11 protein-coding genes are annotated in these 14,516 nt (G+C 61.6%); 6 read left to right on the top strand and 5 right to left on the bottom strand.

Annotation, left to right across the window (positions count from 1 at the left end; genetic code table 11):
• Positions 1-4: 4 nt before the first annotated feature.
• Positions 5-1,384, bottom strand: coding sequence for a two-component system sensor histidine kinase TctE (tctE, locus tag NGM28_RS22045; RefSeq protein ID WP_252091440.1), 1,380 nt, complete (start codon positions 1,382-1,384; stop codon positions 5-7).
• The gene (tctD, locus tag NGM28_RS22040; protein ID WP_252091438.1) at positions 1,377-2,048 is read right to left on the bottom strand and encodes a two-component system response regulator TctD; all 672 of its coding nucleotides are present in this window, start codon (positions 2,046-2,048) and stop codon (positions 1,377-1,379) included. Before tctD ends, tctE begins: the two co-directional genes overlap by 8 nt.
• 200 nt (positions 2,049-2,248) lie before the next feature.
• On the opposite strand from tctD, the gene NGM28_RS22035 reads away from it, so the two are divergent.
• The 6 genes from NGM28_RS22035 to NGM28_RS22010 all read left to right on the top strand — a co-directional run bounded on the left by NGM28_RS22035 (position 2,249) and on the right by NGM28_RS22010 (position 8,160).
• A complete protein-coding gene (locus NGM28_RS22035) occupies positions 2,249-3,538 on the top strand; it encodes an OprD family porin (protein WP_252091436.1) in 1,290 nt (429 codons plus the stop codon).
• Positions 3,539-3,576: 38 nt separating this feature from the next.
• Positions 3,577-4,557, top strand: a complete 981-nt coding sequence (locus NGM28_RS22030) for a Bug family tripartite tricarboxylate transporter substrate binding protein (protein WP_217867033.1) — start codon at positions 3,577-3,579, stop codon at positions 4,555-4,557.
• Positions 4,558-4,694: 137 nt separating this feature from the next.
• On the top strand, positions 4,695-5,153 hold the full coding sequence (locus NGM28_RS22025; protein WP_011535364.1) for a tripartite tricarboxylate transporter TctB family protein: 459 nt from the start codon (positions 4,695-4,697) through the stop codon (positions 5,151-5,153).
• A gap of 3 nt (positions 5,154-5,156) precedes the next feature.
• Positions 5,157-6,671, top strand: coding sequence for a tripartite tricarboxylate transporter permease (locus tag NGM28_RS22020; RefSeq protein ID WP_213658074.1), 1,515 nt, complete (start codon positions 5,157-5,159; stop codon positions 6,669-6,671).
• Positions 6,664-7,695 (top strand): AbrB family transcriptional regulator, encoded by a 1,032-nt coding sequence (locus NGM28_RS22015; protein WP_252091434.1) that lies wholly within the window; start codon positions 6,664-6,666, stop codon positions 7,693-7,695. Before NGM28_RS22020 ends, NGM28_RS22015 begins: the two co-directional genes overlap by 8 nt.
• 90 nt (positions 7,696-7,785) lie before the next feature.
• Positions 7,786-8,160 (top strand): thioredoxin family protein, encoded by a 375-nt coding sequence (locus NGM28_RS22010; RefSeq protein WP_252091432.1) that lies wholly within the window; start codon positions 7,786-7,788, stop codon positions 8,158-8,160.
• On the opposite strand, the gene NGM28_RS28825 is transcribed toward NGM28_RS22010, so the two are convergent.
• The 3 genes from NGM28_RS28825 to NGM28_RS21995 form a co-directional block, all read right to left on the bottom strand.
• Positions 8,157-10,208 carry an autotransporter outer membrane beta-barrel domain-containing protein gene (locus NGM28_RS28825; RefSeq protein ID WP_252091430.1) on the bottom strand — a complete coding sequence of 684 codons (2,052 nt, stop codon included), beginning with the start codon at positions 10,206-10,208 and terminating at the stop codon, positions 8,157-8,159. The genes NGM28_RS22010 and NGM28_RS28825 overlap by 4 nt on opposite strands.
• A gap of 554 nt (positions 10,209-10,762) precedes the next feature.
• Positions 10,763-12,868: a hypothetical protein gene (locus tag NGM28_RS22000; protein WP_252091428.1), complete on the bottom strand. Its 2,106-nt coding sequence runs from the start codon at positions 12,866-12,868 to the stop codon at positions 10,763-10,765.
• A 116-nt stretch (positions 12,869-12,984) separates the two neighbouring features.
• A partial coding sequence (locus tag NGM28_RS21995; protein WP_502943880.1) for a hypothetical protein occupies positions 12,985-14,516 on the bottom strand: 1,532 nt, incomplete at its 5' end.

Here is a 14,516-nt window from a genome sequence, read left to right as displayed (position 1 = left end):
AGCGTCAATCGGCGATGAAACTTACCCGCACTTTCAAACCGCCCCGCTCGCCGTCATGCAGGCTGATCTGCGCCAGGTGTGCCCGGCAGATCTCGCCGACGATGGCCAGGCCCAGGCCACTGCCCTGGGCACTGCGCCGATAGAAGCGCTCGAATACCCGCTCGCGCTCCCCCTCGGGAATCCCCGGCCCGTCGTCCTCGACTTCGAGCACGGCCGGCGCCAGCACCCGCAGGATCACATCACCACCCGGCGGCGTATGGGCCAGGGCATTGTCAACCAGGTTGCTGAGCAGCTCGTTGAGCAAGGTCGGCTCGCCCTTGAGCCACACCGGCGCCTCGGCTTCCAGCGCCAGGGACACGCCGCGGGCGTGGGCCAACGGCGCCATGGCCATGCCCAGCTCCCGGGCCAGCTGGCTCAGGTCCAGGCGCTGGGCGCCGCCCTCGGCGATGGCCCGCGCGCCGTTTTCCACCCGCGCCAACGACAGCAGCTGGTTGGCCAGGTGGGTCAGGCGATCAGTGCCCTGGGCTGCGGCCTCCAGCGTCTTGCGCCATTCGTCGGGCTCTTTTGATCGCAAGCCCAATTCGACCCGAGCCTTGAGCGCCGCCAACGGTGTGCGCAGCTCATGGGCGGCGTCGGCGATGAACTGCGCCTGGCGCTCGAACTGCCCCCGCAGGCGCTCGGTGAAATGGTTGAGCGCGCGCACCAGCGGGCCCAGTTCACGCTGCACCTGCACCACCGGCAGCGCACGCAGATCATCCGGCTGGCGCTCCTCTACCGCCCCACGCAGCCGCTCAAGCGGACGCAACGCCGCGCTGACCGCGAACCAAACCATCACCAATGCACACAGCGCCAGCATCCCCAGGCGCAGCAAGGTGTCGGCCATGAGGCCGCGAGCCATGCGCACCCGCGCCTCTTCGGTCTCGGCTACGCGGATCTCGGCCATGCCGTTCATGTTCGGCTCGCTCACCGGCTTGAGCAGGCTGACCACGCGTACATCCTGGCCGAGGTAGGTGGCGTTGTAGAAACGCGCCAGGGCCGGGTAGTCGTCGGTGCGGGGGGTGCCCGGAGGCGGCGCGGGCAGGTTCTCGTAGCCAGAGATGAGCTTCTGGTGGATATCCAGCACCTGGTAGTAGATGCGCCCGGCGCTGTCGTAGGCGAAGGTGTCCAGGGCCACGTAGGGCACATCGGCGCTGAGGGTGCCGTCGCGCTGCGACAAGCCCGCAGCGATGGTGCGCGCCGAGGCCAGCAAGGTACGGTCATAGGCGGTGTCGGCAGCCTCTCGACCGTTCCAGTAGGCGCTCAGGCCGCTGGCCAGCATCAGCACCACCAGCAGCAGCGCCAGGTTGCCCAGCAGGCGACCGCGCAGGCTGACGTTGTCACGCATCGCGATGCTCGAGCAGGTAGCCCAGGCCGCGGAAGGTGACGATAGCCACCGGATGGCCGTCGAGCTTCTTGCGCAGGCGGTGGATGTAGATCTCGATGGCGTCGGGGCTGGCCTCCTCGTCCAGGCCGAACACCTGGGCGGCGAGTTGCTCCTTGCTCATCACCCGCCCGGGCCGGGCGATCAACGCCTCGAGCACGCTCTGTTCGCGTTGAGTCAAGGTCAGCGGCTCATCGACCAGGGTGAAGCGGCGCGTGTCGAGGTCATAGACCAGCGGCCCGCAACGCTGCTGGCGCTCGCCGCCGAGCACGCTGCGGCGCAGCAGCGCCTTGACCCGCGCTTCCAGTTCGGTCAGCTCGAACGGTTTGGCCAGGTAGTCGTCGGCGCCCAGGTTCAGGCCGTGAACCCGGTCCTTCACATCGCTGCGCGCGGTGAGCATCAGCACCGGCAGGGTCTTGCCGCGCCCGCGCAGGCGCGCCAGCACCTCGAAACCATCCAGGCGCGGCAGGCCGACATCGAGCACGGCCACGGCATAGTCCTCGCTGGCCAGGGCCAGGTCGGCAGCCACGCCATCGTGCAGCACATCCACGGTCAGGCCCAGGCTCTTCAGTGCCTGGGCCACGCTTTCAGCCAGTTGCAGGTGGTCTTCGACCAGCAGCACACGCATCGGATTCTCCCAGCTCGGGTGGGGCGGTTGGCGCGGAGTGTACCGCCGTGAGGGGGCCTGTGAAGCCCTCGCAAGAAACCTTTCACGCTGAAAGGTTAGCGAAAGGTTGGTTACCTAGCATCGCACCACGGTCGCCCCGCGCGCCGCATAAAGCACCAGCAAGGTGCAACACATAAGAACAATAAATGGAGTCACCGACGATGCTGTCCATGCAGCCGCAGGCGTTCGCGCCTACCCGTTCGTTCGCCGCCCGACCTTCCGCCCTCGCCAGCGCCTTCGCCCTTGCCGGGGTCGCGCCCCTGAGCCAGGCCGCCTTCTTCGAAGACAGCACGGCCACCTTCGAAACCCGCAACATGTACTTCAACCGCGACTTCCGCGACGGCACCAGCGCGCAGCAATCCAAGCGCGACGAATGGGCCCAGGGTTTCATGCTCAACTTCGAGTCCGGCTACACCGACGGCACCGTGGGCTTCGGCCTGGACGCGCTGGGCATGGTCGGGGTCAAGCTCGACTCCAGCAAGGACCGCACGGGCACCGGCCTGCTGCCCACCCATGACGACGGCAAGGCAGCCGACGAGTACTCCAAGCTGGGGCTCACCGGCAAGGTGAAAGTGTCGAAGACCGAACTGAAGATCGGCACCCTGATCCCCGAGCTGCCCACCCTGCAGCCCAACGACGGGCGCATCCTGCCGCAGACCTTCGAAGGCGGCCTGCTCACCTCGAACGAGATCAAGGGCCTGACCTTCACCGGCGGGCGCGTGGACAAGGCCAAGGACCGCGACGACACCAACTGGGAAGACCTGGCCCTCAACAACAAGAACGGCCGTTTCGGTGGCACTTTCAGCGCCGACAACCTCGACCTGGGCGGCGTCGACTACAAGTTCACCGACCGCATCACCGGCAGCTACCACTTCGCCCAGCTCGAAGACATCTACCGCCAGCACTTCATCGGCATGGTCGCCACCCAGCCCTGGGGCCCGGGAACCTTCGGCGCCGACCTGCGCCTGGCCGTCAGCGACGATGCAGGCTCCGCCAAGGCCGGGCGCATCGACAACACCACCTTCAACAGCATGCTCAGCTATGGCCTGGGCGGGCACAAGGTCAGCGCCGCCTGGCAGCAGTTGTCCGGCGACAGCGCCTTCCCCTATGTCGATGGCGCCGACCCGTACCTGGTCAACTTCGTCCAGATCAACGACTTCGCCGGTGCCGACGAGCGCTCCTGGCAGGTGCGCTACGACTACAACTTCGCTGCCCTCGGCATTCCCGGGCTGACCTTCATGACCCGCTACATCAACGGCGACAATGTCAGCCGCGCCGATGGCAGCGAGGGCAAGGAGTGGGAGCGCAACACCGAGTTCAAGTACGTGGTACAAAGCGGCCCGTTGAAAAACGTCGCCGTGCGCCTGCGCAACGCCACCTTCCGCTCCAACTTCACCCGCGACGCGGATGAAGTGCGGCTGCTGGTGAGCTACAGCGTGGCGCTGTGGTAAGCGGTAACCCATAACAACAATGCTCATGGAGTTAGACGATGACTTTTTCACTGCGCCGCCTCGTCCTCGCCACCGGTTGCCTGCTGCTCGCCGGCAACGCCCTGGCCGCTGAACCGAAACGCCCCGAATGCATCGCCCCGGCCTCGCCCGGCGGCGGTTTCGACCTGACCTGCAAGCTGGTGCAAAGCGCCCTGGTCAACGAGAAGATCCTCAGCAAGCCCATGCGCGTGACCTACATGCCCGGCGGTGTCGGCGCGGTAGCCTACAACGCCGTGGTCGCCCAGCGCCCGGCCGACGCCGGCACGCTGGTGGCCTGGTCCAGCGGCTCGCTGCTGAACCTGGCCCAGGGCAAGTTCGGCCGGTTCGACGAGAACGCGGTGAAATGGCTGGCGGCGGTGGGTACCAGCTACGGTGCAATCGCGGTGAAGAGCGATTCTCCCTACAAGACCCTCGATGACCTGGTCGCGGCCTTGAAGAAGGACCCGAGCAAGGTGGTGATCGGCTCCGGTGGCACTGTGGGCAGCCAGGACTGGATGCAGACCGCGCTGATCGCCAAGGCCGCCGGCATCAACCCGCGCGACCTGCGCTACGTGGCCCTGGAGGGCGGCGGAGAGATCGCCACGGCGCTGCTGGGTGGGCATATCCAGGTCGGTTCCACCGACATCTCCGACTCCATGCCGCACATCCAGAGCGGCAACATGCGCATCCTCGCGGTGTTCTCCGAAAAGCGCCTGGACGAGCCGGAGATGAAAGACATCCCCACCGCCAAGGAGCAGGGTTACGACATCGTCTGGCCGGTGGTGCGCGGTTTCTACCTCGGGCCGAAGGTCAGCGACGAGGACTACGCCTGGTGGAAGGCCTCGTTCGACAAGCTGCTGGCCTCGGAAGACTTCGCCAAGCTGCGTGACCAGCGCGAGCTGTTCCCGTTCGCCATGACCGGCGAAGAGCTCGATGGCTACGTGAAGAAGCAAGTGGCGGACTACAAGGCGCTGGCCCGTGAGTTCGGGCTGATCCAGTAAGCCCGCCACCCGATCCTTGTAGGAGCGGATTCATCCGCGAAACAGGCACCTAGGTGCATGGCCAGGGCTGCGCCCTGGATCGCGGGTAAACCCGCTCCTACAGCGACCGCGTCGTTATCTCGACAGAGGATTCCCCCATGATCCTGCAACGCCTCTTCGCCCTGGCCCTGCTGGCGCTGTGCGCCGTGCTGGCCGTGATGGCCTGGCCCTATCAGGCCGCCTTCTCCTACGAACCGGTGGGCCCGCGCGCCTACCCGCTGCTGATGCTCGGCCTGATGAGCCTGGGCCTTTTGTACCTGGCGATCCGCCCCACGCCCATCGTGCGCAAGGACGACGAACCCGAGCTGGACCGCGAGACGCTGATCAAGATCAGCGCCTGCGTCGGCCTGCTGATCGTCTTCGCCAGCACCTTCGAAGCGCTGGGCTTCATCCTCAGCGCCATCCTCGTCGGCGTGCCCATGGCCCGCCTGTACGGCGGCCGCTGGCTGCACAGCGCCCTCGTGGTGGTCGGCATGAGCCTGTTTCTCTACTGGCTGTTCGACCGCGTGATGGACGTGCCCCTGCCCCTTGGCCTGCTCGACGTACTGGAGAACTGACACATGGATACCTTGAGCTACCTGGGCCAGGGCTTCGGCGTCGCCCTGAGCCCGTACAACCTGGTCACCGCCCTGACCGGCACCCTGATCGGCACCGTGGTCGGCCTGCTGCCGGGCCTGGGCCCGATCAACGGCGTGGCGCTGCTGATCCCCATCGCCTTCGCCCTCGGTTTGCCGCCGGAGTCGGCGCTGATCCTTCTGGCCGCGGTGTACCTGGGCTGCGAATACGGCGGGCGGATCAGCTCGATCCTGCTGAACATCCCCGGCGAAGCCTCCACCGTGATGACCACCCTCGACGGCTACCCCATGGCCCGCCAGGGCCTGGCCGGCGTGGCCCTGTCGCTGTCGGCCTGGAGTTCGTTCATCGGCGCCTTCATCGCCACCTGCGGCATGGTGCTGTTCGCCCCGCTGCTGGCGAAATGGGCGATCGCCTTCGGCCCGGCGGAGTACTTCGTGCTGATGGTGTTCGCCATCGTCGCCCTCGGCGGCATGGCCGGCGACAAGCCGCTGAAGACCTTCATCGCCGCGCTGATCGGCCTGTTCCTGTCGGCAGTGGGCATCGACGCCAACAGCGGCGTGTACCGCTTCACCGGCGACAGCGTGCACCTGGCCGACGGCATCCAGTTCGTCGTGCTGGTGCTGGGCCTGTTCTCCATCAGCGAAATCCTGCTGCTGCTGGAGAAGACCCACCACGGCCACATCGCGGTCAAGGCCACCGGGCGCATGCTGTTCAACTTCAAGGAAGCGGCGTCGGTGTTCTTCGTCAACATCCGCTGCGGCCTGCTGGGCTTCTTCATGGGCGTGCTGCCCGGTGCCGGCGCGACCCTGGCCAGTGCCGTGGCCTACATGACCGAAAAACGCCTGGCCGGTGACAAAGGCAAGTTCGGCAAGGGCGACGCCCGTGGCCTGGCCGCGCCGGAAACCGCCATCGGCGCCTCCTGCTGCGGCGCCCTGGTGCCGATGCTGACCCTTGGCGTACCCGGTTCCGGCACCACCGCGGTGATGATCGGCGCACTCACCCTGTACAACATCACCCCCGGCCCGCTGCTGTTCGAGCAGCAGCCGGACATCGTCTGGGGCCTGATCGCCTCGCTGTTCATCGCCAACCTGATGCTGATCATCCTCAACGTGCCGATGATCCGTGTGTTCACCCGCATCCTCGCCGTGCCGAACTGGGCGCTGGTGCCGGTGATCGCGATCATCACCGCGATTGGTGTGTACGCCGTGCATGCCACCACCTTCGACCTGTTCCTGATGGTCGGCATCGGCATCATGGGCTACATCCTGCGCAAGCTGGACTTCCCGCTGTCGCCGATCCTGCTCGGGTTCATCCTCGGCGGGCTGATGGAGCAGAACCTGCGCCGCGCGCTGTCGATCTCCAACGGCGAGCTGGGCATCCTCTGGTCGAGCCCGATCAGCATGGGCGTGTGGGTGCTGGTGGTCTGCATGCTGAGCCTGCCGCTGCTGCGCATCTGGCGCAAACGTGCCCTGCAACGCCGGGCCATGGCCGATGCCTGACCGGTCGTTGCCGCTGTTCTGGGCCACGGGGCTGGTCGGCCTTGCAGGCGGGTTTCTCGCCAGCAAGGTCGGCTGGCCCTTGCCGTGGATGGTCGGCTCGCTGCTGGCGATCATCCTGGTGCGCTGCCTGACGCCCTGGCAGTTGAGCGAAATCCCTAACGGCCGCAAGTGCGGCCAGTGGATCATCGGCATCGGCATCGGCCTGCACTTCACCCCGGCGGTGATCGAGCAGGTCGCTGACCACTTTGCATTGATCTTTTTCGGCGCACTGTTCACCACACTGTCCAGCGTGATCAGCGTATGGCTGTTGCGGCGCACCGGCGAGGACCGTGCCACGGCGTTCTTTGCCAGCATGCCGGGCGGTTCGGGGGAGATGGTCAACCTAGGCGCGCGCAATGGCGCGGTGCTCAGCCAGGTGGCGGCGGCGCAGAGCCTGCGGGTGCTGGCGGTGGTGCTGTGCGTGCCGGCACTGTTCAAGTTCCTGCTGGGTGATGGCGTGCCGCTGAATCATGCGGGCAGTGTCAGCTGGGGGTGGCTGGCGTTGATCGCGCCGCTGGGCGTGGTTGTCGCACTGATCTGGCAACGCCTGCGCCAACCCAATCCGTGGCTGTTCGGGCCGTTGCTGGTGGCCGCCACGGTGAGCCTTGCCGGCAACCTGCAGATCGGCCTGCCCAACGGCGCCAGCCAGATCGGTCAGTGGCTGATCGGCAGCGGCCTGGCCTGCCACTTCAACCGGGCGTTCTTCCGCCGCGCACCGTCGTTCCTCGGGCGCACCTTACTGGCAACGGGGTTGTGCATGCTGATCGCCGCTGGTGCGGCGTGGGCGTTGAGCCTGCTGACGCACCTGGACCTGCGTTCGCTGACCTTGGGGATGATGCCGGGGGGCATCGCGGAGATGAGCCTGACGGCGGAGACGCTGCAACTGTCGGTGCCTTTGGTGACAGCGTTGCAGGTGATGCGGTTGTTGTTCGTGCTGTTTCTGGCGGAGCCGTTGTTTCGGCGTTGGAATGCGAGCAGCGGCTGAGCAAAATGAACAACTGTTATTTTTGCCAGTTTCACTGATCAGAACCGAGGCGTTGAATGGGAGCTCCTCAGGCGCGTAGGAGTACACTCAATGGCCATGGTTCCGTTGACCGATCTGGAAGCCCTCGTCTCACTGGTAATACAGAGTCACCAGCCCAAGCCATGCATGGTGCTGATCCACTCCGACCAATGCCCACCTTGCATAGCGCTTCATCCGAAGCTATCGAGATTGGCCAGTGAAATGGAGGGATACACATTCTACGCATTCAACGTGGATACTTGCGAAACTCCTTGGATGGACTATGTGCTGACCTTGCTGTTCAAGGAGTGGGACGTGAAGTACCTGCCTACACAGGTACTTCTCGCCACCGGCAGAGCGCGCAAGGTCATCTTCACCACGAATCTGGACACCATCAAGAGCGAGCTTGCCGCTCTCGATGGTACGCGTGCACAGACCCCGCTTTAGAAGTCGTAACGCACGCCCACATTCACACCGTAAGGCTGTTCGATGTTCTTGCCGTTGCTGTACTCCACATCGGCATGCACACGGAACTGCTTGGACAGCGCCAGCGATACACCAGCGCCCAGCTCGGCACGCGAGCCGGACAGGTCATTGTTGAACACGTTGTCATTGACCCTAACCTGGTTGCGCTGGGCGAACTCGTGGGCGAAGGCGCCCTTCACGTAAGGCTGCACCATGGCCCCGCCATCGAGCGGGATGGTCTTGCCGACGGTGGTGCCCACCTTGCCGAGCAACGACTTGGCCATGTCGCCTTCGGCGCGCAGGCCGTTGTCGAAGGTGTAGTCCTTGCTAGCGACGGCAGCAGTGGCCACCTGGACGAAGGGCTCGATGAAATAACCGTCGTTGAGCTTGATGTGCTTGCCCGCCTCTACCGACGCGCTCACACCGTGGGTATCGTAGTCACCCTTGCTGCGAGTGTGGTCACTCATGCCAACCTTGGCATTGTTCTGGTAGCGGTTGTACTTGAGCACGGTGTCGACGTAGAAGCCGGTCTCGCGGTCCAGCCAGGTGGCGTAGCCGCCCACGTAGTAGCTGTCGACGGTACCGGAAGTGCCGTAGTCGAGGTTCAGGTCCGAACGGCTGCTACCGGCCAGCACGCCCACCAGCCAGTCGCTGTCGGACAGTTGCATATCGGCGCCCAGGCTCATACCGCGCTGGTTCTGCTGGTAGCCCGCGCCCAGGGAGGCGCCGCTGACGTTGTACTGGTTGCCATAGGCACGCATCCACACACCGGCATTGCGCCCTTCGCTGTAACGCAACTCGCCCATGCGGCTGCGAAGCGAGCTGAGTTCGCCGTAGGCCACGGTGATCGGGGTGTTGAACAGCGCCATGGCGGCCATGGTGATCGGCGCGACGGTGCGGGTCTCACGGTTCAGCACCCAGTCGTTGCCGTTCTGCGCCAGTTCGTAGGAGTAGGCACCCACGTCGACCCGCTCGCGGTCGTTGAGCAGGTGGAACTGTGCGCCGCCGTCGGCGGTCTGGACCAGGCGCAGCGACTCGACGCTCGCCTCTTGACCGCTGCTGCCTACCAACAGGCCATGGTTGCCGCTGGAGGAACCAGTAACGACCAATTGATCAGCCTGACCCGTTTCAAAGTCACCGGCCATATGGAAGTTGCCATTGCCGGTGAGGTTGGCCACGGTCAATTCATGGAAGCTGCCATTGTCGCCAAACACTACGGTGCCACCCTGTACATCCAGGTCTTTCACCGTGCTGTTGCCACTGAGTGTCCAGCTGGAGGTATCGCTGATCGACATCCGCCCCACCTGGGTTGCCGCACCCTGGAAGCTGGAACCACCGGCCAGCGAGAGCGACTGCAGGTTTTCGACATTACCCTTGAGTGCGCTGCCGTTCGACAATGCCGCACGCACGGTGCTGCTGGCATCGGCAGTAATACTGCCTTCGAGCGCTGCCTGATCGAGTGTCATATCCAACGTTGCGCCGTCGCTCGCCTGCACGGCGCCTTTCATCGCGCTGCCGTTACGCAACGCCACTTGGGTGCTACTGCCGGAGCCGGCGGTGATGTTGCCTTCCAGCGTCGCTCGGTCGAGCGTCAGGTCAAGCTTCGCGGCGTTACCTACTTGCAGGTTGCCTGCCAGCCCGGAGGTTTCGACCGACATCGTCGTCGTTGCTCGGTCCTGAACGTCCAGCAGCGTGCCATTGCCAGCATGCAATGCCGCACCGTTGCGCAGGGTGATGCCAGCAACGGTATCGGTGCCAACCTGGATGGCCGAACCTGCTTGCCCGGTTACCGACGTGCCATCCAGGGTCAGGCTTGGAGCGGTAGGGGTAGCGGCAGATTCGCGGCGCAACTCGATCCCCAGGTTGCCCCCGGTGATCGAGCCTCCGGTGACTTGGGCCGAGCCCCCCGAGAGCAGTAGCCCCCTGCCCGCCGAGTGGTTCGCCGTAACCACGGTGCCATTCATCGACACCGTGCTGCCGGCGGTAACCCGAACGCCAATGCCAGCACCCGTGATGCTTCCGCCGTTCACGATGGCACTCGATGCGAGGTTGTTCAACCTGGCCACCGACAAGCCGGTACTGCCTGTTGAAACCAATGTGGCATTGTTCAGTGTCGCCTGGCTGCCAAACAGCTGAACCGCCGTCAGGTTGCCTCCGGAAATCGTAGCGCCATCGACATTGAGCGTTGAACGATTGGCGGTGATATCCAGGGCCCCTGCCCCGGGTGTCATATTGAGTGTCGAGCTATTTTGCAGAATATAGTTTTCAACCCCATCGCCAGCCCCCACAGTTCTTGTTTCTCCTACAAGAACGGCCGCATGTGCCTGGATACCAGAGAACAATAAAGTAAAGGCAAACACCTTGGCGGTATTTCTTGAGTTGGCATTACGCGACATTGACTTGTATTGATTCATGGATAGATGCCGTTCCTGATTCACAAAGACCTGAAGTCGACTGACCACAGAATTAAGGCTGCGCATCCTATGTGGGAAAATGGAGAAAATATGTAGGAATTTTCCTCACCTACTGACTTGCTGAGTTAACGGCATGCCGTCAGAAGACAGCATGCCATCAACACTTTTCTTTATGCGGCGGGGAGGCAGTTGGCACCACCATTCAAGGTCAATACATAACGCACAGCCGACAGTGGAGAGTCCTCATCCAGGTTTCCAGCAGCCCGCTTGACATTCCACTGTGCAATGATCGAGCCGCGAGTGATATAGCTCCCTGGCGCGGCAGGATTTTCGAAGAAGGCCCGAGGCAGTAGTTTTCTGGAAAGCGTGATCAGCCCTGTGCGTGCCTGAGTGCCATCTACAACTAATTCCAGCAAAAGAGTGTTGTCGGGCAGCGGCGTGTCTCCAACATCATCCCGGCTGAGAGTGAGGGTGATGGTGATAGCATCGCGCTCCTGCAAGATACCAACAGGCTCCTTGATTTGCAGACTCACACCATTCTGAATGGGTTCGATACCCTGGCAGTTCAAGCGCCCAAGTACCGCTCCCGGTCCAGGCTCCTGAGTGGCGCCCCCCACTCGACCGGTGAAATTGGCCAGGGTGGTGATGCCGATGGTGCGGAATGTCACCTCCACCGAACCATTAGGTGCGTCTTGGAAGTTACCCGTGGTTGCCGACTCACGAACCCGGTAACCAATGGCAACCGTGCCGTTGCTTCCGTTATCAAGGAAAGCCTGCGGAATAGGGACTTCAATAGTCGGCCCCGCCTCGTTCCCTACAATAGTGTAGGTAAAGGTATTCGTCGGGTTTTCATACCAAAGCTCATAGACATGCCCAGCAGCTGTTAAATCAATCGGTGTGAGCACCCAGAATGCATTGGTATCCCCAGCTTGGATAAAACCGGGTACGCCGGAAGGCCGGCCAACGGCGGCCGGTGGTGTCAAGGTGTTGGGGTCGACAACCAGTTGACTCAGATCCACCACGACTGTGGCTACAGCCGAGTCCACCGGTACGGCCCCTTCACGCAGCACCTGGTATCTCAATGTGGCGTTAGTCAGAGGGCTGCCAATGGCACCGAAATCGGTCCCGGAAAATGACTGCCGGTCGAGCGGCCAACTGAATTGACGACGGGCTAACACACCATTCAGGTCAAGGAGCATGATGATGGTATCGCCATTGCGCAGGGTCGCATTCGGTGGAACGATCCCCTCGACCCCCTGATCGCGAGCCGGAATGAACACGGGCGACGCCATCTGCGGCGCCAGCAGGTTTTCAGGTGCCTGCACCATGCTGATCGTCACGTCGACTTCAACCGACGAGTCTGTACGATTTCCGGCTCGGTCCGTAAATCGCACGACCAGCTTGCCTGTGTACCCCTCTGGCAGACCGCTGCGAATTGTGGCCATGTTGATCCTGACCAGGAAGGGATCGCCTGCGTCTCCCGGGGGTACATTCCCAGTGAACAGAGGCGAGGCATGCCCAACCACATATATCTGAAAAGTATCCAGTGGAAGATGATCGACAGGTCGAATAGCGTTAACTTCAAACCCATCATTGTCTTCCAGATAACGCAGATCAAACACACCATTCCTAGCGACATCGACAAATACCAGAGCATCGGGATTAGCGCCTTCCGCCGGGTCAATGAGGTCGAGCGTCACGATCTGCTGCGGCGAAGAGTTACTGTTACCGGTATCGGTATTGACGACAGTATAGTGGATGGCTTTTAGCCCATCCCCCCCACGTCGCAGGCTGAGATAAGGAACAACGAAAGCGCCAGGAAATCGGGAAAAGTCGGCAGGGTAATCGAATTTATTGGTATATCTGTATGTTATGCCGTCGATCTCTTCTTCAACATTGACTACAGGATTGCCGTCCACATATAGCGTGAAAATATCGTACGACCCCGGAACTCCTTCTGTATCTCCCCAGGCGTTTGCCAAGGTAATCAAGAGCCCATCGACACGTGCAGAAAGCGGAAAAAGGTTCTCCTTACCGTCAGCATCAGGCGGAAGCACATTGGAAAGTTTAAAAGCATCCAACGTATCATCCGTCTGAACACCAATACCTGAAGGCCGCAGGCTATAGTTATACGCATCTCTTTTAGCTCGAGCCGCCACCAAATTTTTCGTATATTCGACATTTGAAGTGGCCTTGGCTTCTTTTCTATACTGCTCATCAAGCTGGTCTTCTACATACTCTTTTTTGACACCTTCAATATTTTCGACACTGGTCATTGTCTTTCTCCCAGATAAACATTCAAGACAAAACATAATCCCCACGCCAAATAAAGGCGCAGCGCAAAACATTTAAAAACCCTTCCCGATACAGCATCAAGCCAAGCACTGAATACTTATAAATCGTTCCTCCATATCCCCCCACCCGGTCGTTGAAGGTCAATTCTTACCGTTGCGCTGGTGGACGCCCTGCCTGCCTGGCCAGCCATCATGTAGTCCACAATTGCGCGGCACATGAAGTCTTTTCCATCCGCCTTCCCTGCCGCTTCCAACGGTGCCGCCAACCAAGGCTCGAACAGGTTTGCCGGCAGTTCCGTCTCGAAACCATCAAGGTCATCGCTGTGCAGTAAGTACGTTGTAAGGCGACGTTTATCGACCAGAACCGGATCCTTTGCAGGATCACCATTTGATTGGTCGGTATGATTTCGACGTACTTCGAAGAATACTTCCACTGACTCACCCGCGAACCACTGCCCACGGTTTCCAGGCACCTTGATCTTGATCCCGTTCCACGGGCGTTGGAGACTGCCGATCCAGCCCCACAGGTTTTCTGCTGGAAAGGTCACCGGTCGCAGCGCAGCTTGTGCCTGGCGCAAGTCGACAGTGAAGGCTGTTGGGCCAGAACGCTGTGACCGTCCGCCTTGCACGACGAGGTAATCCACGGTGCAAGGAAAAACGCGGCCATCACCGTCCTTGAAGATCTCCGCTTGAGATACCGGGATACTGACGGGCCACGTCGTAGTTTGATCAATGGTGACAACGGGCAGCGGCCGACCATTCCAGAAGGCATGCACCTCATCAAGGGGCTGCAGTTCCGGGATGTGCCGTATCTCCACCGTGACATCATTGCTCGTGGCTTCAGTCCGATTGACTACCCCATCCGAAGCCAATGGCACCACAGGAAGCGGTAGATTGAAGGACGCACCCAGTTGCAAGTTGATTTCCAGTGCAAACGAAAACCATCCATGATTGCCTGCGCGGTCAAGTAGCGAGTAGTAAAGGAATTCCCGGCCATTGGCTCGGCGGCGTAAGTTCGCAGCCGGGATCGAAATTTCCAGGAAATCATCAAAAGTTTCACGCACCGTCACAACCGGTACGATCGGCTCCACCGGTTGCGCAGCGGTCGGTTCCATGCACAACTTAGCCTGGTCTTCAAGGTGAAAGCCGTCCCACCGTGGAACTTTAACGACCAGCTCATTGTTATTGTTCGCCAGGTACTGATCATCAATAACAGCAGCGGGATTTTTCAGTACCGGCCTTTGCCCGGATTGACCGTCATGTGGCGCCGTCTTGTCCAGAAAGACTTTTACCGACCCAGACTTCGAAGCGTTTCCGTCCTGGGTTATCCACACCTTGTAAAAGAGTCTGAACACCCCTTCGGTACGCAAGAACCGCTCGGGGATCGCAAACTCACCCTCAAACAAGAGTGGAAAAAGCTGCCCAGGGTCTTCCGGCATGTCCACTGTGCGATCAGGGACAACCTGATTCTGTATCCCAATCCCCAACCCTGAGATCATCCAGATCTGGAACGTCAAGGTCGCCCCAGGAAAGTAATTGTCCCTGTAGTGATCCCACGCATGCGGAATTTCGACTTTCAAGGCTTGAGATTGAAACTTACGAGGTATCGTGAAGATACCTTCTTCGTCGA

Origin of the sequence: Pseudomonas sp. MWU13-3659 (assembly GCF_023757525.1) — a bacterium.
Taxonomy (GTDB): domain Bacteria; phylum Pseudomonadota; class Gammaproteobacteria; order Pseudomonadales; family Pseudomonadaceae; genus Aquipseudomonas; species Aquipseudomonas entomophila_E.
This window is presented reverse-complemented; position numbering and strand designations above follow the sequence as displayed.

Coding starts and splice junctions, on each gene's coding strand:
- NGM28_RS22000 (WP_252091428.1), bottom strand. CDS start 12,868: ATGACCAGTGTCGAAAATATTGAAGGTGTCAAAAAAGAGTATGTAGAA.
- NGM28_RS22025 (WP_011535364.1), top strand. CDS start 4,695: ATGATCCTGCAACGCCTCTTCGCCCTGGCCCTGCTGGCGCTGTGCGCC.
- NGM28_RS22035 (WP_252091436.1), top strand. CDS start 2,249: ATGCTGTCCATGCAGCCGCAGGCGTTCGCGCCTACCCGTTCGTTCGCC.
- NGM28_RS22015 (WP_252091434.1), top strand. CDS start 6,664: ATGCCTGACCGGTCGTTGCCGCTGTTCTGGGCCACGGGGCTGGTCGGC.
- tctE (WP_252091440.1), bottom strand. CDS start 1,384: ATGCGTGACAACGTCAGCCTGCGCGGTCGCCTGCTGGGCAACCTGGCG.
- NGM28_RS22030 (WP_217867033.1), top strand. CDS start 3,577: ATGACTTTTTCACTGCGCCGCCTCGTCCTCGCCACCGGTTGCCTGCTG.
- tctD (WP_252091438.1), bottom strand. CDS start 2,048: ATGCGTGTGCTGCTGGTCGAAGACCACCTGCAACTGGCTGAAAGCGTG.
- NGM28_RS22010 (WP_252091432.1), top strand. CDS start 7,786: ATGGCCATGGTTCCGTTGACCGATCTGGAAGCCCTCGTCTCACTGGTA.
- NGM28_RS22020 (WP_213658074.1), top strand. CDS start 5,157: ATGGATACCTTGAGCTACCTGGGCCAGGGCTTCGGCGTCGCCCTGAGC.